Below are 20142 nucleotides of genomic sequence, written 5' to 3'. Positions count from 1 at the left end.
TTCAGCCTTCCACCGTCCTCCAGCGCCGGGTCTTCATCAGATGCCGCTGGATGTCCAGCAGCGGTTCGCCGCGACCTCCCTCACCTCCTTGCGGAGGGTCGGCGTACTGGTGCCGCGTCCAGGTGCCGTCGCCGGACAGCCACCAGGAGGCGGTGCCGTCGTCCATGGCCATGTCCAGCAGCCGCACCAGGTCGGCGCGCTGGGCCCGGTCGGTGACCCGCACCAGCGCCTCCACCCGACGATCGAGGTTACGGTGCATCAGGTCGGCGCTGCCCAGCCAGACCTCCGCGTCGCCGCCGTTTTCGAACGCGAAGATCCGCGAATGCTCCAGGAAACGGCCCAGCACGCTGCGGACCCGGATGTTCTCCGACAGGCCGGGCACTCCCGGGCGCAGCGCGCAGATGCCGCGCACCCAGATGTCCACCGGCACGCCCGCCAGCGACGCACGGTACAGGGCGTCGATGATGGCCTCGTCGACCAGCCCGTTGCACTTGATGCGGATGTGGGCGGGACGGCCGGCCAGGTGGTGGTCCACCTCCCGTTCGAACCGCTGGATCAGCCCCGAGCGCAAGGTGCGCGGCGCCACCAGCAGCCGCTGGTAGGAGGTCTGCTTGGAGTAGCCGGTCAGGTGGTTGAACAGCTCGCTGACGTCCTCGCCGACGTCCGGGGCGGCGGTCAGCAGGCCCAGGTCCTCGTACTGGCGGGCGGTCTTGGGGTGGTAGTTGCCGGTGCCGATGTGGCAGTAGCGGCGCAGCGTCCCGTCGGCCTCCTGGCGCACCACCAGCGACAGCTTGCAGTGGGTCTTCAGGCCCACGAACCCGTAGACCACATGGCAGCCGGCCTGTTCCAGCTTGCGCGCCCACTCGATGTTGGCGCGCTCGTCGAAACGGGCCTTCAGCTCGACCACCACCACGACCTGCTTGCCGGCCTCGGCCGCGTCGATGAGGGCGTCCACGATCGGGGAGTCGCCGCTGGTGCGGTAGAGGGTCTGCTTGATCGCCAGCACCCGCGGGTCGGCGGCGGCCTCCTCGATCAGCCGCTGCACGGTGGTGGTGAAGGAGTCATACGGGTGGTGGACGAGGACGTCGCGTTCGCGGATCGCGGCGAAGATGTCGGTGTCCAGCGGCAGCGCGTCCTTGGACGGCACGAACGGCGGATACTTCAGCTCCGGGCGGTCCAGGTCGGCGATGGCGTGCAGGCCGGCCAGGTCCAGCGGGCCGGGCAGCCGGTAGATCTGGCGCTCCTCGATGCCCAGTTCCCCGGTGAGCAGCTCCAGCACTTCCGGGGAGATGGACTCTTCCACCTCCAGCCGCACCACCGGGCCGAAGCGGCGGCGCAGCAGCTCCCGCTCCAGGGCCTGCAGCAGCCCTTCGCTGATGTCCTCGTCGATCTCCAGGTCCTGGTTGCGGGTCACCCGGAAGACGTGGTGCTCCACCACCTCCATGCCGGCGAACAGCTGGTCGAGGTGGGCGGCGATCACGTCCTCCAGCGGGGTGAACCGGTCGGGGGAGGCGCTGATGAAGCGGGGCAGCACCGGCGGCACCTTGACCCGGGCGAACATGGTGGCCTCGGTGTCGGGGTCGCGGACGATCACGGCCAGGTTCAGCGACTGCCCGCTGATGTAGGGGAAGGGGTGCGCCGAATCGACCACCAAAGGGGTGAGCACCGGGTAGATCCGCTCCCGGAACAATCGGTGCAGCCGTTCCTGCTCGGTCTGCGACAGCTCGTCCCAGCGCAGGATCTCGATGCCCTCTTTGGACAGCTCCGGCAGGACCTCGTCGCGGAACACCGAGGCGTGCCGCAGCATCAGTTCGTGCGCCACCTCGGAGGTGCGCTCCAGCACCTCGCGCGGCAGCCGCCCGCTGGCCGACTGCACGGCCAGCCCGGTGGCCATGCGGCGGGTCAGCCCGGCCACGCGGACCATGAAAAACTCATCGAGGTTGCTGGCGAAGATGGCCAGGAAGCGCACGCGCTCCAGCAGCGGCAGGGCAGGGTCTTCGGCCAGCTCCAGGACACGCTGGTTGAACCGCAGCCAGCTTTCCTCCCGGTCGAGGTAGCGGTCCTCAGGGAGGGAGTCCCCTTTCACTGGAATGTGCCCTGGATTGACACTCATGGTCATATTCTTCCCCGACTTTTGTGAACATAAGTCCAGGCTGGATGAACGGCATGTGAACACACCGCCCATACCGCTTCAGATCCGACGATCACGCCCGCGGTTCCATGCCGCGCTCATGTTCCGCCCCGATGCCCGGCGAATCGGGTCCTCCCCGTGCGACTCCCCGCAACACGGCGCGATGGTCCTCGCGCCCCAGGCCCATGGCCCGTTCGTGGCGGGCGCGCCAGATGCGGCAGCCGTCGACATAGGCCGCCAGGTGGCGTTCGGCGAAACCCGCCAGGTCCCAGTCCCGCGGCTCGGTTCGACCCCGCCATATGTATGCCCAGCCGTGCCGGCCGTCCTCCAGCGCCAGCCGCCGCCGCTCATACAGGTCGCCTTCGAAGGCGTCCAGCAGCCGCTGTTCGGCCTCTGACAGGCCGAGGATGAGCGTTCCGTCCGCCGTGCAGGCCGGGTCGGGGACCAGCCCGGGATAGACCACCCCGGGCAGCGCCCGTACCCGCCAGCCGGGGGCCCTGGCCGGCTCCAGGCGGGGCACTCTGCCCAGCAGCACCGCCAGCACTTCGGGGAAACGCAGCGTCCCGTAGACGAACAGCCCCTCCCGCTCATCGCGGGCGCCATCGCCCGCGCCGGCCCCAGCGGCACGGGCCCTCCGGTCATCACCGTTGGAACTGGCCATCCCCCATCTTGACCCCGATTCGACCCATCGCGCCAGGTCAGCGATATCACGCTGAAGCCGGGGCGAAGGGGGAGGAGGCGTCAGGAACGCCGGTCGGAGCCGGTCTCGCCGGGGCGGTCGGAGTCGGCGCCGGTGAAGAAGGACAGCGTCTCGGGCACGTCGTGAAGCTCGATCCGGTGCGGCCCGTCACCCGGCAGCGCTCCCGCCGCGGCCACCAGGGCGGCCACGATCATCCAGCGCACCAGCCGTCTCCGCATCCCGACCTCGAACTTTCCCCGGTTGGACTTCCTTCTGCGGCATGCGCCGCGCAGACACGATGTCCCCGAAAGCCCTTTTCAGGTGATCAAACTCCGTAAAAGTGATCCAAGTCACACGCTGTCATGCGGTTTCGGTGGCCGTCCCGGCCCGAACGCCGCGACGGGGAGCACCGGCACACGGCGCCTCCCCGCCCTTTGCGGCCGGTGCGCGAAGGCCCGCTCTAGCAGGTCGGGCGCCCCTTCGGTAAGCAGGCCGGCGCGGTCCGCCCGGGTGCGGCGGAGGTCACCGGCGGCACGGCCCGCCCATGGGCCAAGGGCTCGGTAGCGGCGTGGCCGGGCGGCCGGACGCGGTGAACCCTTCGCCACACGCCGTCTCTGCGGACCCGGCGCGGCCCCGTGCTCCGGGTGTGCGGCGCTCCGCGGCGGGAAAGCCATGACCTCCAGCCCCATACCACTCCAGGGCGCGGTGCCGCTCCCGACCGCCATGCCCCGCCTTCGCCCATGGAACCGCCGGCCGCGCGACCCGCACCTTCCTTGCCTGCGGACACCGACCGCCCTTCTCAGGAGACGCCCACCATCGGCCGCCGACCGGCCCGGGCTGTGCCGGCCGAGGGCCCGCTGAAGGGCGCCGGTCACCGGCCGGTGCAGCAGCGGGCACTGCTGCGCGACGGGCCGCTGGGCCTGCCCGGCGGTGCGGGTCGTTCCTCTCCCCGCCCGGGTGCGGCCTCCCCCAGGACCCCGGCGAATTCGGACGCCGCAAAAATCATGCGCCTCCGCTTTTTCGAACGCTCATAGGAGAGCGAACACAATCTCGGCCCCCTTTTCTTGGGAGGCCGCATTCAAAGAGATTCACAAAGTCCCACGCATTCGGCAGACAACATCACCCGCTGTGCCCCTCACACAAAGAACCCGGCCGGGGAATGTTTCCCACACCAGTTCTGTGATCGCCCCGTTGCCTTTTCCGAACCCATATGTGACGTTTTTAAAACCGATCGAAACGCCATGTGTCGCCTGCCTGTGGACGCGCCGCCGAGCCACGGCGCGTCCCTCCGGCTCCGCACGAGCTCACCGGCCCTGCCGCGGCAGATCCACCCGACCGCCGTGCTCCCTCACGGAAAGGAAGCCCGCATGGTGCACCCATCCCCCGTCCCTCCCGGACCCGCCGCAGGGAGGAGACACGCATCTTCGCGACGGCCCGGGCGCCGCAGGACGTTCGCGGCGCTGGCCGCGTCCCTGACCGGCCTCGCACTGTCGGCCGCCCTCGGCGCCACGCCGGTCCAGGCCGCCGGGAACGCACCGGCCACGGCGCCCGTGGTGCGCATTCACGAAGGGCTGATCCGGGGTGTCTCCGGTGAGAACGGGACCTCCTACCTCGGCATCCCCTACGCCAAGCCGCCGGTCGGCCCGCTGCGCTGGAAGCCCCCCGCGCCGCCCGAGGGCTGGCGGGGCGTCCGGGACGCCACCAAGCCCGGCAACCCCTGCATGCAGAGCAAGGTGCAGACGCCCTGGGGCGACCTGGCCGGGCCCGGCACGCCCAGCGAGGACTGCCTCTACCTCAACGTCCATGTCCCCGCCAAGCGCTCGCTGCGGCCGCGGCCGGTCATGGTCTGGATCCACGGCGGCGGCTTCACCATCGGCTCGGGCGCGTTCTATGACGGCGGTGTGCTCGCCCAGCGCGGCGACGTGATCGTGGTGACCTTGAACTACCGGCTGGGCGCCTTCGGGTTCCTGGCGCACGCGGGCCTGTCGGCCGAGTCGCCCACCGGCTCCTCGGGCAACTACGGGCTGCTGGACCAGCAGGCCGCGCTGCGCTGGGTGCAGCGCAACATCGCCGCCTTCGGCGGCAACCCCCGCAACGTCACGATCTTCGGGGAGTCCGCCGGCGGCGGCAGCGTCTGCCAGAACCTGATCTCGCCCCTGGCCAAGGGCCTGTTCCACCGCGCCATCGCCCAGTCCGGCTGCGCCTTCCCCGCCGCGCCCAAGCAGACCGCCGAGGCCGCGGGCGAGAACTTCGCCGCCGCCGTGGGCTGCTTTGATGTGGCCTGCCTGCGCGCCAAGCCCGCCGAGCAGCTGCTGGCCGCCGCCGGCACCCCGGCCTTCGACCGCATCACCTGGGGTCCGTCGGTGGACGGGCACGTGGTCCGCGAGCAGGTCATGGAGGCGTTCCGCGCCGGGCGCCTGCCGCGCGTCCCGGTGATCCAGGGCACCACCCGCGATGAGGCCCGGCTGAACGTGGCGACCGCCTACGACCTGGCCGGGCGGGTGCTCACCGCCGAGGAGTACCCGCAGGCGGTGCGCCGGGCCTTCCCGTCCACCGCCGACCAGATCCTGGCCCGCTACCGGCTGTCGGACTACGGCACCCCGGCCGAGGCGCTCGCCGCGATCTACACCGACGCCCAGTTCGCGTGCCCCTCGTACGCCTCCACCGCCCTGCTGGCGCGGCACACCCGGGCCTATGCCTACGAGTTCAGCGACCCGCACGCCATGGACTACCTGAACCTGCCGGTGAGCTTCCCGCTCGGCGCCCCGCACGGCTCGGAGATCCGCTACATCTTCGGGGGCGTGACCGGCACGCCCGCCCAGCAGGCGCTGGCGGACCGGATGCTCACCTACTGGACCCGCTTCGCCCACACCGGCGTCCCGAACGGCAAGGGTTCCCCGGTCTGGAAGAAGTTCCCGCTGGTGCAGGACCTGGCGCCGGGCGCCATCAAGCCGACCCTCACCTTCGCCAAGGACCACAAGTGCGACCTGTGGGCGCAGATCACCGGCTGATCCGCCGCTGAACGCACCGCACGCCCAGGCCGGGGTCTCTTCCCGGCCTGGGCGTTCTTTCAAAAGAGCGCCGGCTCCGGCCCGCCGGGTTCCATCACCCGGATCACGCCGTACTCGCCGTCGTAGCCGGCCTCCCGGACCACCTCCTCGCGCCGCAGCCGCCCGATGGCCTCGGCCAGCAGCGGCGAGCGGGCCGCGATGTCCTCCAGCGGCACCTCCTCCAAGATCGCCAGTTCCGGTCCCAGGGCGGCGACCAGCCCGTCGATCTCCCGCTGCACCCGTTTGCTCTTGGGTCCCACCCCCAGGATCTCGCCGACGATCTCCGGCAGCGGGACGAGCCGCCGGAACCCCGCCTCCCCCTCCGGTGGAACGCCCTCGGGCCGGTCGGCCAGCTCCTCGACGCGGCTGAGCACCCCCACCGTCAGGCGCTTGCCGCACACCGGGCAGATCCCGCCGTGCTCGCGCCGCTCGCGCGGCGTCATCCGCACCCCGCAGGCCCGGTGCCCGTCCAGGTGGTACTTGCCCTCCTCGGGGAAGAACTCGACCGTCCCGGCATATCCCGCGCCGGTCCGCAGCGCCCGTTCGATCGCGAAGTAGTCCAGCTCGGTGTCGAACACCGTGGTCTCGCGGCAGAGCATGGGCGGGGAGTGCGCGTCGGAGTAGCTGACCATGCGGTAGCGGTCGAGCGCGGACACCCGCCGGTTCATCTCCGGGTCGCTGGACAGCCCGGTCTCCAGCGCGGCGATGTGACCGGTCAGGTCCAGGTAGCAGTCCTCGAGCGCGTCGAACCCGGACTTGGCGCCGAACACCCCGAACCACGGCGTCCAGACGTGGGCCGGCACCAGGTGACCGCCGCACGCCAGCACGTTCTCCAGCAGGTCGCGGGAGTCCAGGGCGAGCACGGGACGGCCGTCGGAGCTCAGGTCGCCGAACCGGCCGAGCCTGCGGCCCAGCTCCCGCGCCTCCGCCAGGCCGGGCACGTACAACAGGTGGTGGATCTTGCGGGTGCGTCCCGCCCGCCGGTAGACGGTGCAGACCTCCGCCGACAGCATGAACCGCACCGGGGCCTCGGCCAGATTCGGCGGCAGCCCGGCCGCAGCCGCCCGGTCCGGCTCCGGGCGCAGCCGAAACAGCCCGGGCTCCGCCGGCACCAGGCACTCTTGCAGCCGGGGCGAGCCAGGCCGGATGGGTGAAGTCCCCGGTGCCCACCACCGTGCAGCCCTTGCGCCGCGCCCACCAGGCCAGCGGCTCCAGGTCGCTGTTCTTGCTGCACGCCCTGGAGTACTTGGAGTGGACGTGCAGATCGGCGTGAAAACGCAACTGTCAGGCTCCTCCCCTCGCCGCCCGCCCGGATACGGGAGCGCCGGCGGGGCGTCCGAATCGGTCAGGAATCAAGAAGCGCCGGTCCCCGGGCCGCACCTACCGTGATCGTCGTGGGGGTTCCCCGCACCGGCCCCGTCGGCGCGGAACCCGCACCAGACCACGACGAACAAGACCGACCGGAGGCGACCATGGCACAGACTCAGCAGGCCGGCGGCCGGGAAAAGCGCAAGAAGGGCACTCCGGGGGCGTTCTCACGGTGGATGCAGCAGCGGATGAACGCCCGCATGATCCGCAAGATCCGGCGCGGCCGCGGCCACTTCATGGGCATGGACGTGCTGATCCTGCACACGGTGGGCCGCCGCAGCGGACTGCCGCGCCAGACTCCGGTGGCCTACTTCCCCGACGGCGAGGACGCCCGGCTGATCGTCGCCTCCGGCGGCGGGAGCCTGAACCCCGACTGGTTCGTCAACCTGATGGCGCACCCCGAGCGGGCGTCGGTCGAGCTGCCCGGCCGCGACGCCGTCCCGGTGCGGCCGCACGTCCTGGAGGGCGCCGAGCGCGAGCGGGCATGGGAGCGCATCGCCGCTGCCCAGCCCCGCATCGCCAAGTACCAGAGCAAGTCCGAGCGGCGGTACCCGGTGATCCGGCTCGTCCCGCAGTGATCCCGCCTCACAGCGGCTCGGCCACCCACCGCCATCCGCCCTCGTCGCACACCGTCCGCACCAGCTGGGCGCCGCTGGCGTCGGCCAGTTCGGCGACCAGCCGGACGAGCCGGCGGTGGAAGTCGGGCGGCGGGCGCACCCCGGTCGTCCCGTCGATCAGCGTCACCGCCTGCCTGGCCTCGTCCCGCAGCTGAGCCGTCACCCTCCCGCCGTCCAGGCGCACGACGACGATCGCGTCCGCCCGGACCACATCCCGGCCGTCCGCCGTCGCGATCCATACCTCGGGACCGGCAGCACGCATGTCTCCTCCGCCCTTTCGCAGGGCGCGGTCTCCCGCCGGACCGCCTGACGAAGGGCAGGCCCCGCCCTCACGCACACCGATGTCGGACCACGCGGCATGCCCGACTCTCCGGCGTCGAAACCTGGGCGGGGTCTCTTGCCTGCGTGCACCGCCGCAGGAGGTGACGCAAAGCCTTCCAGATCGAGACGCCCACCAGGGCGCAGACCGGTACCTCCGTCCCCAGGGGGCGTTTAAGGTCGGGATGCGCAGCTCCGCTCCCCGTGACAACGGGCAGAACTGCCCCGGTAGGACCGCCCCGTTTCGGGAACACCCCAGACAGTTACACTAAGTAATCGATCGGGTGTCATCCGTACCGGAAGGCGTTGTTGGAAGGCGGGGGTTCCATGACCACTCCGCGTGCGGCCGGCCGCTGGAACGTCCGGCGGTGGCTGGCGGGCACCGCGCGGTGGCTGACCACGCCGCTGACGCCCGACGACTACCTGGCGCTGGTGAACCCGCTGTGGTCCGCCAAGGAGACATGCGGCCGGGTCGAGGCCGTGCACCCGGAGACCGCGGACGCGGCGACGCTGGTGATCCGCCCGGGCCGCCACTGGGTCCCGCACAAGCCCGGCCAGTGGGTCAGGGTCGGCGTCGACATCGACGGGGTGCGGCACTGGCGCACCTACTCGCTGTCCTCCCCGCCCACACGGCCCGGCGGGTGCGTCACGATCACCGTCAAGGCGATTCCGGACGGCCTGGTCTCCGGACATCTGGTGCGGCGCACACCGCCCGGGACGATCCTGGGCTTAGGCCGCCCGGAAGGCGAGTTCGTCCTGCCCGAACCGCCGCCGCCGCGCGTGCTGTTCCTGACGGCCGGCAGCGGGATCACACCGGTGCGGCCGATGCTGCACGCCCTCCTGGCCCGCCCCGACAGTCCGGACGTGATGCTGGTGCACTCGGCGCCCACGCCGCAGGAGGTCATCTTCGGGCGGGAGCTGCGGGAACTGGCGGCGCGTTTGCCGAACTTGCGGCTGCATGAGCGGCATACCCGGATCGAAGGCCGCCTCAAGCTCGCGGAACTGCCCGAGCTGTGCCCGGACTGGACCGAACGCGCGGTGTGGGCGTGCGGACCGCCCGGGCTGCTCGAAGAGGTCACGACGCACTGGACCGGCCCCGCCGAGCGCCTGCACATCGAACGCTTCCGCCCCGAGCCGGTCGCAGAAGGCGGCGAGGGCGGACGGGTCCGCTTCACCAAAAGCGGCCGGGAGGCCCGCGCCGACGGCGGCACGCCGCTGCTGACGGTCGGGGAGAACGCCGGGGTGCTCATGCCCAGCGGCTGCCGGATGGGCATCTGCCGCAGCTGCCTGGTGCCGCTGGCCTCCGGCCGGGTGCGCGACCTGCGCACCGGCCGCGTCCACGGCGAAGCGGGCGATCTCATTCAAACCTGCGTGTCGGCCGCCGCCGGCCCCGTGGAGATCGAACTGTGAGAGCGAGGAGACGACCATGCCGACCGCGGCATCGCTCAGCCGCGCCGACCTCGAGGAGTTCGGCCGGGAGCTGGACAAGATCCGCCAGGAGGTCCTCGCCGACCTCGGGGAGGATGACGCCGCCTACATCCGCGGCGTCATCGCCCTGCAGCGTCGGCTGGAGGTGACCGGCCGGGCGCTGCTACTGGTCTCCTGGCTGCCCCCGGCCTGGCTCGCCGGGACCACGGCCCTGGCCGTCGCCAAGATCCTGGAGAACATGGAGATCGGGCACAACGTCCTGCACGGCCAGTGGGACTGGATGCGCGACCCGAAGATCCACTCGACGACCTGGGAGTGGGACAACGCCACCCCCGCCGCCCAGTGGAAGCACTCCCACAACGTCGTCCACCACACCTGGACGAACGTGCTCGGCAAGGACCGCGACATCGGTTATTCGGCCCTGCGGGTCCACCCGGCGCAGCAGTGGCACCCGATCTACCTGGCCCAGCCGTTCTACAACGCGCTGCTCGCCCTCTTCTTCGAGTACGGCATCGCGATCTACGACGCCGAGCTGGAACGCGTCGCAAAGGGAGAAAAGGACGCCCGCGAGGCCCTGCGGCAACTGCGCGCCGTCGCCGCCAAGGCCGGCCGCCAGATCCTCAAGGACTATGTGGCCTTCCCCCTGCTGGCGGGCCCGGGCATGCTGCCCACCCTGCTGGGCAACCTGACGGCGAACATGGCCCGCAACGTGTGGGCGCACATCGTCATCTTCTGCGGCCACTTCCCCGAGGGCGCCGAGGTCTTCACCGAAGAGGAGATCGAAAACGAGACCAGAGCCCAGTGGTACCTCCGCCAGCTGCTGGGCTCCTGCAACTTCGACGGCGGCCCCCTGCTGCACCTGATGAGCGGCAACCTGAGCCACCAGATCGAACACCACCTGTTCCCCGACCTGCCCAGCAACCGCTACGCCCAGATCGCCCCCCGCGTCCGCGCCCTGTGCGCCCGCTTCGGCCTCCCCTACAACTCCCGCCCCTTGATCAAGCAGACATGCTCGGTCTGGAAACGCATCCTCCGCCTGTCCCTTCCCGGCGGCTCCCAGGCCCCACGGCCGGAGGAGACCACGGCTTCGCCCGGCGAACTGCGCGCCACCGCACCGAAGGAGGCGCCCACCCAGGCCGAGCGGTCCCCGAACGGCGACGGCAAAGAAGCGGCGAGGAAGTCCCGTGGCCTGATCGCACGCTAATGGCGCGACGAATCGCAGGACACTGAAACGATCAAGGCCCAGGTTCGGGGATCACGCCCCTGACCTGGGCCTTCGTGCTAGAGCGAGTGACGGGAATCGAACCCGCGTTACCAGCTTGGGAATCCGACCGATCCGCCCTGCCACACCTGCCGACCTGACCGAACACCATCCCGCAAGTGACCGTGATTGCCCTCTGATCACCACCCCTAGTTGCACGGCGATCACCGCCCGACTTGCACCGACGCACGCAACACCAACCACCCGCCATCCGCGCTACGCCCTCGGGGAACAAGCGAACCCGGAGCGCAGAGCCGGCCACGGCCGTGAGCACCGGAAGCCCCGCAGCGGCACCTTGACCACAGTCACAACGGAGATCCGGCCTTCCGCTTTTCAGAAGTGAGAATCCTGCCCTACGACCACATCAGCCGTGCACATAGGGCTGCCGGGGCCTGCCGCAGGTCGGTGACGGCTGCGGACGTTGCCGTCACCGCCGTCAGCGGGACGGTCCGGAGTGCCCGTCCGCGCGGACGGTCAGCAGGTGGGACAGACGGCTTCGTGCGGACGGGCGCTCCGGGGCGCAAGGGATCTGGGGGACGGCGCAGTCCCCCACAGGCGCGCTCGTCCAACCTGGGGACACGACGCCCGCCGCCGGGCTAGCGTGATCGTGATGGCTCTTGCTCCCGTTGCGCTGGCTTGCACGTTTTACCTGGGCGGATGCACAACCGGCGGTCCGCTGCAAAATCGGGCCGTATCCGGTGGGCTTCCGCTCGTCTGGCCTGCGGCTTTACCCTGGGGTCCTCATCACCCCTCAGAGGGATCGCAACCTCGTGCTGGTGGGGGTCAGGCGCGGATGACGGTGTCCTCATCACCCCTCAGAGGGATCGCAACGCAAGCGCCTGCTCGGCGGCGGCACGAGCCCGCCGTCCTCATCACCCCTCAGAGGGATCGCAACACCCCGAACGCCGCCCACCAGCCCACCGTCCCGTGCTGTCCTCATCACCCCTCAGAGGGATCGCAACGCGATCTCGGCGTAACGCTCGCTGGTGCACAGCGTCGTCCTCATCACCCCTCAGAGGGATCGTGACTCGTTGGCCTGCACCCCCGTGTCCGGCCGAGCGGGCGGCGCGGCGGGACCGGCCCGGAGAGGCCGCATGCCCGCTGCGCTGGTCCGCTCGGTGGCGGCCGCGTCAGCGGGGCCCTTGAAGACGTAGAGAAAGTTCTCATCCGGTGCTCTGGCACCACTGGTCGCCTGGAGCTCTGGTGCCCCGGAGTCCCACGGCCGTGGCTAGGTGATGATCTTGCGTAGGGCCTCGTGGGTTTGTTCGGCGAGGCTGACGGCGGCGCCTAGGCGGTTGTCGATGGTGATCTGGGCGCCGGGTGGGCTGGTGTCGGTGTTGAGAGTGCTGGCGTACTGGTCCCAGTTGGCGAGTTTCCAGGCGTCACGGGGGGCGTCGCGGAGCTCGATGTACTCGTGCATGGAGTCCAGGTCGCAGTGGAGCCAGACGGTGACCACGTCCACGTTCTTGGCCTTGCAGCGGTGAGTGAGGCGGTCGAGCCAGGTGGGGTTGTTGAACTCCTCGACGAAGGGGGCGGCGAGGATGATGGAGACTCCGCAGTCGATGTTGGTGCGGGCGGCGTCCAGCAGGCAGCGATACTCCAGGGGTCTGACCTCGCGGCGGTAGGTGTCGGTGTGGCGGTCGTGGGGGTCGCCGGTCAAGGTCAGCAGCAGGCGTTCGGTCATACGGCGGGTGAGGGCGTCTTTGTCCAGGAACGCCCACCCGGAGATGCTGGACAGGAAGCGGGCGAACTCGGTCTTGCCTGATCCGGCGTATCCCCCTACCAGGACGAGGACGGGATTGCCCCCGGCGCCGGCTGCGGCCCGGCTGTGGAGGGCGTTGGTGATACGGCTCTTGAGGGTGTCGCCTGCCGGGAAGAAGGCGGACAGGTCCACCGGGGAGCCGTCTGGGGGTGTCTCGTCGTCTCGGGCCTGGGCTGCTGCGCGCTCCAGCACGGTGAGCGGGACCCCGAGCGCTTGAGCGAGGTAGGGCAGCCAGTCGGTAGGGACGCGCTTGCCCCGTTCCCATCGGGAGATCTCGTGGCGGGTGAGGGTGTCGGTTCCGGACAATTCGCACAGCAATTGCGCTAGGGCGCGCTGGCTTCTGCTGCCGCGAAGTCGAGCGAGGTAGGCGCCGAATTCTCGCCGTTTGCCGGTAGCCATGGCCAGCCCCCTTCCCGGTTTCAGTCTGGCCCCCCGCTGGCCCCCTGTCGGGCTCCTTTACGGAAAAGGGTCGGCCGGGACGCTTGAGACATGAGCGGCTCCCAGGACGGCCCGGTCTCCTAGGACGTGTTGCGTTCATGGTGCTTGGGCCTTCGGGGGCTGCCACGGCTCAACGAGCCCGGGGCCGGCGGCGCGGTGGGGGCGTGACGGTCGATTCACGGTGCGGTGCCTCATCGTCTGGCGAAAACACCTTGTCGCGCCGCCGGTTCCCCGCTTCGAGCGGACGGGAGTGGGGAGATGGCTTTTGACCAGTCGCGGTTTGAGTCGGCAAACGTCCAGGGAGCCTTCGGGCCTCGGCGGGAGCATCTGGCGGCGCTGGATGCGGCGTTGTGCAAACGGCGGAAGGTGCTGTGCGGCGTCGTGGTGCGCGATGGGATGCCGCTGCTGCGGGTGACGGCGCCGGGGGCGGCGCTGCGTGCACTCGAAGTGGACTGTGAGCAGGGCGCCGACGGCTGGGTGTTCACCCGAGCGGACACCAAAGAGCCTCTCGGACCGGTGAGTGATCTAGCGGCGGTGGCCGACCGGGTGGCCGAATCTCTGACCGGCGGAGCGATCCGGTGAGCGCGGTGGCGGGCTCGGTCCGTCCGGCCGTGGGGAGCTCGAACGTGCAGCAGTGGTACTTGCAGGCGGTCGTGCGGGTGTACGAGCCGTGGACGACGTCCAAGACGATCAGCTCGAAGGAACGCGCTTTGGCGGTGCAGCGGGTTCGCCACGCCAGTCACGTCCTGGCGGACCTGGAAGCCCAGATGCCGCGTGAGAACTCGGGGAGGTGGACGGCAGCGTCCGGGTGAACGCCCAAGACAGGTCAAGGCCCGATGAGACGTGGGCGCGCGCCCGGTGGGGCAACGGGAGGGGTGCCCTGATCCGGCATCGGGCGCGTGTCCGCCCGTCTCCGGCATGTGCCCGGCTCTGCCGGGGGCGGTCTGCGCGAGGGCGCCCGGTACACGTCAACCCCCGTCACGGCACCGGGTGCCCTCGTCGCGGGGCGTGGCGGCGTGGAGGCGGCACCCTTGCCGCCCTCGGGGCAAGGGTCCTTGCGCCGCCACGTCCCGGTTTCCCGGATGAGCCGAAGGGGTGCGGAGCATCGGGTGAACGAGAGTTCGCTTGTGGCCGGCGGCGAGGCCGGCAAAAGGCTGACCGCAGCCTATGCCCACGGTCCGGCGTCGCCGTCGCCTTTGGTGCGTGAGGTGCTGTGGGACTTCATGCACTCGGACGGCGGCCCGGAGTGGACGCCCGGGGCGGACGAGGGATATCACGGCCGGCACGTGAGAGAGCGGCGCCGGGACTGCGAGTCCATCCACTGGCAGCGCCGACGCCCGCCCTTGACGAGAACGCGGGTGCTTGCGCACACCTGCGAATGCCGCGCGACGATCTACGAACTGTGCGCCCGTGGCGGGGCGTACTTCATCCGGCGGACTACACGCGGCCCTCGTGGCATCGAGGTGGACGAATCACCTCACGTGATCGCTCGGGAAGCCGGGGAGCTGTGGTCCAAGCCGCTGAGCGGCAGAGCCCGGTGAGGGCCTTCGGCAACGGCGTCGATGATGCGGCGGGCGGCCCTGCCGGGTTCGGTCTCATCGGTGCGAATGAGCAGATGGAAGACGGCCTCATCCCGGTGGGCCGCCAGGTCGGCTCGGGTCTCCTCCCATGCCCGCAAGCGCGCGGGCCGGTCGGCGTCGCCTCGGCCACGGGAGCGCCGGGCGCAGACTTCACGCGGTGCCCACAGCAGGACGCACGTCCACTCCAACGGCACGGACAGCCGCAAGCGTTGCAGGTCGGCGACGTTGCCCATGTGGACGACAGGCACCCTGCCGGCCTTCGTCATGGCCTCGATGTCGTGCCGGTCAACGGCGTAGACGTTGCCGTACCGGCTGGTCTCGACGACCAGGCGCCCCATGCCGCGGAGGGTCTCCAGCTCGGCGGCCGTCACCATCCGGTAGCCGGTGCTGCGGCCCGTGCCCGCCTTCAACTTGGGCACGAGAGTGAACCGCTCGTCCAGCTCGGCCAGCTCCCCCGTGATCGTGTCCTTGCCGCTGGCCGGCGGGCCGTACAGGATCACCCCCTGATCGGTCACCCCAAGAGCCTACGCAACGTCTCACGCATCCGGTCGGCGACGCTGATGGCGGCGCCCATCCGGTTGTCCACCCTCAGGTGAACACCCGGCGGACTGTTCTCCGTGTCGAGCGTGCTGACGTACTCGTCCCAGTGGGCGAGCTTCCAGGCATCCCGGGGAGCGTCGCGGAACTCGATGTACTCACGCATGGACTCGGCGTCGCAGCGAACCCAGATCGCCACCACGTCCACACCCTTGGCCCTGCAGCGGTTCGTGAGCCCGGCCAGCCATGCTTCGTCCCGGAACTCGGCGATGAAGGGGGCGGACAGAATGGTCGATATGCCGCGTTCGATATTGTCGTTCGCGGCGTCCATCAGGCACTCGTACTCCAGTGGCCTGACCTCTTTCAGATAGGTCTCGCTGTGCCGGTCGTGCGGGTCTCCGCCGAGCGAGATCAACAGGCGTTCCGTCATGCGCCCGGTCAGCGAGTCCTTGTCGAGGATCGCCCACCCGGAGACATCCCCAAGGAAACGGGCGAACTCCGTCTTGCCCGATCCGGCGTATCCGCCCACCAGGACGAGCGTGGTCGTGCCCAGACTGCGCGCAAGCGCCCGGCCTCGCCAACCGTTCACGATGCGGGCCTTCAGAGTCTCGGCGACCGCAAGGCCGTCGCTTCGGACGTGCTCGGAGACCTGATCGAGTCCTTTGGCGATGGCGCTCGCGGCCTGCCCGGTGGTGGCGGGGTCGGCGAGGCTCCCGACCAGGGCCGACAGGTCTAGAGTCTGCTCGTCGGGCAGTGGGAGACGAAACCCCAGCTCAGGTTCGGTGGCCTCGTACATGAGGCAGTAGGCGCGCCGGTAGTGCGGCCCCGGGTAGACGACACCGGTCTCGTGTCCCCAGAGGGTATGGAAGTTCGCGGCCACTCTCAGGCCGCTTCGTCTGGCCACCTGCCGCAGCTTCTCACTTGCGGCCTCCAGGGTCAGCCCGTGAGCCTCACGGCGTTCGCGCAGCTTGGCGGGGTCCCAACCGGGGCGACGGTGCTTGGTCGGGGGCATCATCGGCCTTTCCGATCATGCGGACAACGGCACACACCGGGCGTTGGCCAGCCCGTCCGCAGAGGCGTAAAAGCGGACGTGACAAGCATCAATGAGCCGTGGGTGATGGGCCTGGACCGGCCCCTGAGATGAGGTCCCTGCATACCGAACGAGGGAACCGCCCAAAAGATAGGAGGCTTTTCCCAGCAGCGATGGCCTGCGGGACACAGGAGCACCCCGAAGAACTGCCAGCGCTGATTACCTCCGGCACTCGGCCTCTCTGTCCAAGCAAACCCGCTCAGTCTGGAAGCGTATCCTCCGCCTGATCCTCCCAAGCCCCATGCCCACAGGAGGCTCCGCCGCCCTCACCCCTGTGGCTGCGATTCACAGGGTGGCATCTCGCGCTCCGCTCGAGCCAGACACTCCTCCAGCGGTGCAGGGAAGAGACGAGCAGAGGCACCGGTCAGCGGCGCAACATCCGCGGAGCGCTGAAACGATCAAGGCCCAGGTCCGGGGATCACGCCCCTGACCTGGGCCTTCGTGCTAGAGCGAGTGACGGGAATCGAACCCGCGTTACCAGCTTGGGAAGCTGGAGTTCTACCATTGAACTACACTCGCCTGCCGCCACTGGTGAGAGTGGCTGCGATGACATGTTACCGAAAACGGCGGCGTTGGCGAGTCAGGTGGTGGGGGTGTCGGGTTCGGGGGCCGTGGGAAGAGCCGGTCGCTTTGCCGGTAGCTTTGCTGGCGTGCTGCTCTCTGACCGTGACATCAGGGCCGAGATCGAGGCGGGGCGGGTGAAGATCGACCCGTTCGATCCGGAGATGATCCAGCCGTCCAGTGTGGACGTGCGACTGGACCGGTACTTCCGGGTGTTCGAGAACCACAAGTATCCCCACATCGACCCGGCCGTGGAGCAGCCGGACCTGACCCGGCTGGTGGAGCCGGACGGGGACGAGCCGTTCGTGCTGCACCCGGGGGAGTTCGTGCTGGCCTCCACCTATGAGATGTTCTCGCTGCCGGACGACCTGGCGGCGCGGTTGGAGGGCAAGAGCTCGCTGGGGCGGCTGGGGCTGCTGACGCACTCGACGGCCGGGTGGATCGACCCGGGGTTCTGCGGGCATGTGACGCTGGAGCTGTCGAACGTGGCGACGCTGCCGATCAAGCTGTGGCCGGGCATGAAGATCGGGCAGATGTGCCTGTTCCGGACGAGCTCGCCGGTGGAGCACCCCTACGGGTCGAAGGAATACGGGTCGCGGTACCAGGGGCAGCGCGGGCCCACGCCGTCGCGGTCGTACCTGAACTTCCACCGGACGAAGATCTGAGGCCGCATCGAAGGCCGTCCCGCGGCTCTGCCGGCTTTGTGAGCGGCTTCCCCAGGCATCTGCGGGCCTGACGGCGTTCCAGTGCAGGCCCTACGAGAACTGCACGTCCGGCCCGATGCTCCCGCCGTCCGGTTCGGGTTTCCCGTAACCGGCCCCAGAACGGGACGAGGCCCCGGCGGTCACCCGCCGGGGCCTCGTTCATGCGGACTTTCTTACTCGGCCGCCACGGTCTCCTTCGGGGCGGCGTCCTCGCCCTTGATGGAGCGGATGAGCAGCTGGGAGACGTCCACGACTTCCAGGGACTCCTTGGCCTGGCCGGCGTTCTTCTTCTCGTTGATCGCGTCGCCCAGCATCACCAGGCAGAACGGGCAGGCGGTGGAGACGGTGTCGGGGTCGGTGCCCAGCGCCTCGTCCACGCGCTCGGTGTTGATGCGCTTGCCGATGCGCTCTTCCATCCACATCCGGGCGCCGCCGGCGCCGCAGCAGAAGCCGCGGTCCTTGTGGCGGTGCATCTCCTGGGTCTTGACGCCGGGGACGGTGGCCATGATGTCCCGCGGCTGCTTGTAGACCTTGTTGTGGCGGCCCAGGAAGCAGGGGTCGTGGTAGGTGATCTTCTCCTCGATCGGGGTGACCGGGGTGAGCTTGCCCTCCTCGACCAGCTTGGCCAGCAGCTGGGTGTGGTGGATGACCTCGTAGTTCCCGCCGATCTGCGGGTACTCGTTGGCCAGGGTGTTGAAGCAGTGCGGGCAGGTCGCCACGATCTTCTTGACCCCGGCCTCGTTGAGGGTCTCCACGTTCTGCTGGCCGAGCATCTGGAAGATGAACTCCATGCCCAGCCGGCGGGCCGGGTCACCGGTGCAGGCCTCCATGGGGCCGAGCACGGCGAACTTGACGCCGGCGATGTGCAGCAGCTCGGCGACGGCCTTGGTGGTCTTCTTGGCGCGGTCCTCCAGGGCGCCGGCGCAGCCGACCCAGAACAGGTACTCGGCGTCCTCGGGCATGGAGTCCTCGACGACCGGGACCTCGAAGTCCAGCTCCTCGATCCACTCCAGGCGCTTCATCTCGGACATGCCCCACGGGTTGCCCTTGTTCTCCAGGTTCTTGAGCATCACGCCCGCCTCGGACGGGAAGCTCGACTCGATCATGACCTGGAAGCGGCGCATGTCCAGGATGTGGTCGATGTGCTCGATGTCCACCGGGCACTGCTCGACGCAGGCACCGCAGTTGGTGCACGACCACAGCACGTCGGGGTGGATGACGCCGTCCTCGCCGACGAGCGGCTTGTCCACCTGCATGGCGGCCTTCTGCTCGTCGGTGAACTTCTCGCGCTGCTCTTCGGAGGCCAGGATGTAGGGGGCCTTGGCGAAGGCGTGGTCGCGCAGCTCGAGGATGACCATCTTCGGCGACAGCGGCTTGCCGGTGTTCCAGGCCGGGCACTGCGACTGGCACCGCCCGCACTCGGTGCAGGTGGCCATGTCGAGGAAGCCCTTCCAGGTGAAGTCCTCGATCTTGCCGCGGCCGAAGACGTCGGTGTCGGGGTCGGCCTCCTCGAAGTCCAGCACCTTGCCGTTGCTCATCATCGGCTGGGCGGCGCCCAGGCCGTCCGGGCGGCGCTTGAACATGACGTTCAGCGGCGCCAGGAAGATGTGCAGGTGCTTGGAGTTGACGACGATGATCAGGAAGACCAGGGCCACCCCGATGTGGGCGAGCAGGAAGAACGACTCCAGCCCGTTCATGAGGGTGGACTCCGGCTCGCCGATGCCCTCCATCAGCTTGCCGACGCCGTAGGAGGCGTAGGCGGCCTTGCCGTAGGAGAAGTTGCCGTTGGCGACCTCGGCGCCGCGGAAGGCGAACATCGTCCAGATCACGTTGAAGATCATGAACAGGATGAGCCACGCGCCGCCGGTGTGCGAGCCCTTGAAGCGGGACTTGCGGTCGATCCGCTTAGGGGACTGCTGGATGCGGATGACGGTGAAGACGATCAGGCCGCCCAGGCACAGCAGGGCGATGGTGTCCTGCACGAACCCGATCGGACCCCAGGTCTGCAGGAACGGGATGTGGGCCTCCAGCCCGAACAGAAGCTGGACGCCGGCCTCGCCGTAAACACTGGCCAGCAGCAGGAAGGCCCACATCACGAAGAAGTGCGCCATTCCCGGCACGGTCCACTTCAGCAGCTTGCGCTGGCCGAGGACCTCCTTGAGCTGGCCCTCAATATCCCCCTTGGGGTCGCGCTTGACACGCAGCACCCGGTCGGGGTCGGGCTGGCCGCTCTTGATGAGCTTGTACAGGAAGAGGACACGCCGGGCGGCGAGCGCCACGGCGACCGCTATCCCGGCAAGCCCGATGATCAACGTGAGCCAGTACACTTTCCGTCCTCCTGGGGTACGGGCGTTGGCTGTCAGCGTAGGGCTCGCGACAGAACGACCCACAACCGGGGCCGAATGTTACTCGACAGTAGCTTAGCTGTCACACCCCCGGCGGTCTCCGTGGCTGAGCCGTCCTCGTGGTATACCTCCCGGTTCATCCCTCCGCCAAGCGGATGTACCGGTCTCCGCCCCGAGGGTCTTTATCAATGTGATCGCGCACATTAGTGTTCCTCCGAGCCAGATTCACCGGCGGCTGGGGCGCGGACAGCCGCCGGTGACCGACGGTATCCA

The 20142-nt window shown here is 69.5% G+C and carries 16 protein-coding genes, 1 tRNA gene and 1 CRISPR repeat array; of the genes, 7 read left to right on the top strand and 10 right to left on the bottom strand.

Features of this window, described 5'->3' with window-relative positions; genetic code table 11:
• Position 1: 1 nt before the first annotated feature.
• From TCUR_RS01275 to TCUR_RS26815, 3 genes are all read right to left on the bottom strand, one after another.
• Positions 2-2113 carry an RNA degradosome polyphosphate kinase gene (locus tag TCUR_RS01275; protein ID WP_041440520.1) on the bottom strand — a complete coding sequence of 704 codons (2112 nt, stop codon included), beginning with the start codon at positions 2111-2113 and terminating at the stop codon, positions 2-4.
• 91 nt (positions 2114-2204) lie between these two features.
• Positions 2205-2792 carry a gamma-glutamylcyclotransferase family protein gene (locus TCUR_RS25295; protein ID WP_012850646.1) on the bottom strand — a complete coding sequence of 196 codons (588 nt, stop codon included), beginning with the start codon at positions 2790-2792 and terminating at the stop codon, positions 2205-2207.
• A gap of 80 nt (positions 2793-2872) precedes the next feature.
• Positions 2873-3049 (bottom strand): hypothetical protein, encoded by a 177-nt coding sequence (locus tag TCUR_RS26815; protein WP_012850645.1) that lies wholly within the window; start codon positions 3047-3049, stop codon positions 2873-2875.
• 1314 nt (positions 3050-4363) lie between these two features.
• Between TCUR_RS26815 and TCUR_RS01265 the strand changes: the two genes are divergently transcribed.
• Entirely contained in the window at positions 4364-5821 is a 1458-nt protein-coding gene (locus TCUR_RS01265; RefSeq protein WP_217265435.1) for a carboxylesterase/lipase family protein, read from the top strand.
• Positions 5822-5880: 59 nt separating this feature from the next.
• Here the strand turns inward: TCUR_RS01265 and TCUR_RS01260 are convergent, their stop codons facing one another.
• Complete coding sequence (locus TCUR_RS01260; protein WP_083789729.1) at positions 5881-6972, bottom strand: DNA helicase UvrD; 1092 nt, start codon at positions 6970-6972, stop codon at positions 5881-5883.
• A gap of 38 nt (positions 6973-7010) precedes the next feature.
• Between TCUR_RS01260 and TCUR_RS28470 the strand changes: the two genes are divergently transcribed.
• Both TCUR_RS28470 and TCUR_RS01255 read left to right on the top strand, forming a co-directional pair.
• A complete protein-coding gene (locus TCUR_RS28470) occupies positions 7011-7133 on the top strand; it encodes a hypothetical protein (protein ID WP_342610167.1) in 123 nt (40 codons plus the stop codon).
• Positions 7134-7332: 199 nt separating this feature from the next.
• Positions 7333-7806: a nitroreductase family deazaflavin-dependent oxidoreductase gene (locus TCUR_RS01255; RefSeq protein ID WP_012850643.1), complete on the top strand. Its 474-nt coding sequence runs from the start codon at positions 7333-7335 to the stop codon at positions 7804-7806.
• 7 nt (positions 7807-7813) lie between these two features.
• Here TCUR_RS01255 and TCUR_RS01250 read toward each other — a convergent pair whose 3' ends face one another.
• Positions 7814-8107, bottom strand: a complete 294-nt coding sequence (locus TCUR_RS01250) for a hypothetical protein (protein ID WP_012850642.1) — start codon at positions 8105-8107, stop codon at positions 7814-7816.
• Positions 8108-8490: 383 nt separating this feature from the next.
• On the opposite strand from TCUR_RS01250, the gene TCUR_RS01245 reads away from it, so the two are divergent.
• Both TCUR_RS01245 and TCUR_RS01240 read left to right on the top strand, forming a co-directional pair.
• Positions 8491-9573, top strand: coding sequence for a ferredoxin reductase (locus tag TCUR_RS01245; protein ID WP_012850641.1), 1083 nt, complete (start codon positions 8491-8493; stop codon positions 9571-9573).
• Positions 9574-9589: 16 nt separating this feature from the next.
• A complete protein-coding gene (locus TCUR_RS01240; RefSeq protein WP_012850640.1) occupies positions 9590-10795 on the top strand; it encodes a fatty acid desaturase family protein in 1206 nt (401 codons plus the stop codon).
• 794 nt (positions 10796-11589) lie between these two features.
• A CRISPR array of direct repeats spans positions 11590-11880; the repeat unit is 30 nt; unit sequence GTCCTCATCACCCCTCAGAGGGATCGCAAC.
• Positions 11881-12080: 200 nt separating this feature from the next.
• On the opposite strand, the gene TCUR_RS27390 is transcribed toward TCUR_RS01240, so the two are convergent.
• The gene (locus TCUR_RS27390) at positions 12081-13013 is read right to left on the bottom strand and encodes an AAA family ATPase (RefSeq protein ID WP_012850639.1); all 933 of its coding nucleotides are present in this window, start codon (positions 13011-13013) and stop codon (positions 12081-12083) included.
• Positions 13014-13310: 297 nt separating this feature from the next.
• Between TCUR_RS27390 and TCUR_RS01230 the strand changes: the two genes are divergently transcribed.
• Entirely contained in the window at positions 13311-13634 is a 324-nt protein-coding gene (locus TCUR_RS01230; RefSeq protein ID WP_012850638.1) for a hypothetical protein, read from the top strand.
• Between the two features lie 895 nt (positions 13635-14529).
• On the opposite strand, the gene TCUR_RS01220 is transcribed toward TCUR_RS01230, so the two are convergent.
• The 3 genes from TCUR_RS01220 to TCUR_RS01210 all read right to left on the bottom strand — a co-directional run bounded on the left by TCUR_RS01220 (position 14530) and on the right by TCUR_RS01210 (position 16778).
• Positions 14530-15147, bottom strand: a complete 618-nt coding sequence (locus TCUR_RS01220) for a guanylate kinase (RefSeq protein WP_012850635.1) — start codon at positions 15145-15147, stop codon at positions 14530-14532.
• Positions 15144-16184, bottom strand: a complete 1041-nt coding sequence (locus TCUR_RS01215; protein ID WP_012850634.1) for a P-loop nucleotide/nucleoside kinase family protein — start codon at positions 16182-16184, stop codon at positions 15144-15146. The genes TCUR_RS01220 and TCUR_RS01215 overlap by 4 nt, the downstream gene beginning before the upstream one ends.
• Positions 16185-16707: 523 nt before the next feature.
• Positions 16708-16778: transfer RNA gene (locus tag TCUR_RS01210), tRNA-Gly, on the bottom strand.
• 131 nt (positions 16779-16909) lie between these two features.
• On the opposite strand from TCUR_RS01210, the gene dcd reads away from it, so the two are divergent.
• Complete coding sequence (dcd, locus tag TCUR_RS01205) at positions 16910-17485, top strand: dCTP deaminase (protein ID WP_012850633.1); 576 nt, start codon at positions 16910-16912, stop codon at positions 17483-17485.
• Positions 17486-17697: 212 nt separating this feature from the next.
• Here the strand turns inward: dcd and TCUR_RS01200 are convergent, their stop codons facing one another.
• Positions 17698-19851, bottom strand: coding sequence for a (Fe-S)-binding protein (locus TCUR_RS01200; protein WP_012850631.1), 2154 nt, complete (start codon positions 19849-19851; stop codon positions 17698-17700).
• Positions 19852-20142: the final 291 nt, after the last annotated feature.

Source organism: Thermomonospora curvata DSM 43183, from assembly GCF_000024385.1.
GTDB lineage: Bacteria > Actinomycetota > Actinomycetes > Streptosporangiales > Streptosporangiaceae > Thermomonospora > Thermomonospora curvata.
This window is presented reverse-complemented; position numbering and strand designations above follow the sequence as displayed.

Bases quoted from the DNA above. Each gene is read 5' to 3' on its own strand.
- TCUR_RS01255 (WP_012850643.1), top strand. From the start codon at position 7,333: ATGGCACAGACTCAGCAGGCCGGCGGCCGGGAAAAGCGCAAGAAGGGC.
- TCUR_RS01240 (WP_012850640.1), top strand. From the start codon at position 9,590: ATGCCGACCGCGGCATCGCTCAGCCGCGCCGACCTCGAGGAGTTCGGC.
- TCUR_RS01245 (WP_012850641.1), top strand. From the start codon at position 8,491: ATGACCACTCCGCGTGCGGCCGGCCGCTGGAACGTCCGGCGGTGGCTG.
- TCUR_RS26815 (WP_012850645.1), bottom strand. From the start codon at position 3,049: ATGCGGAGACGGCTGGTGCGCTGGATGATCGTGGCCGCCCTGGTGGCC.
- TCUR_RS01275 (WP_041440520.1), bottom strand. From the start codon at position 2,113: ATGAGTGTCAATCCAGGGCACATTCCAGTGAAAGGGGACTCCCTCCCT.
- TCUR_RS25295 (WP_012850646.1), bottom strand. From the start codon at position 2,792: ATGGCCAGTTCCAACGGTGATGACCGGAGGGCCCGTGCCGCTGGGGCC.
- TCUR_RS27390 (WP_012850639.1), bottom strand. From the start codon at position 13,013: ATGGCTACCGGCAAACGGCGAGAATTCGGCGCCTACCTCGCTCGACTT.
- TCUR_RS01215 (WP_012850634.1), bottom strand. From the start codon at position 16,184: ATGATGCCCCCGACCAAGCACCGTCGCCCCGGTTGGGACCCCGCCAAG.
- TCUR_RS01250 (WP_012850642.1), bottom strand. From the start codon at position 8,107: ATGCGTGCTGCCGGTCCCGAGGTATGGATCGCGACGGCGGACGGCCGG.
- TCUR_RS01230 (WP_012850638.1), top strand. From the start codon at position 13,311: ATGGCTTTTGACCAGTCGCGGTTTGAGTCGGCAAACGTCCAGGGAGCC.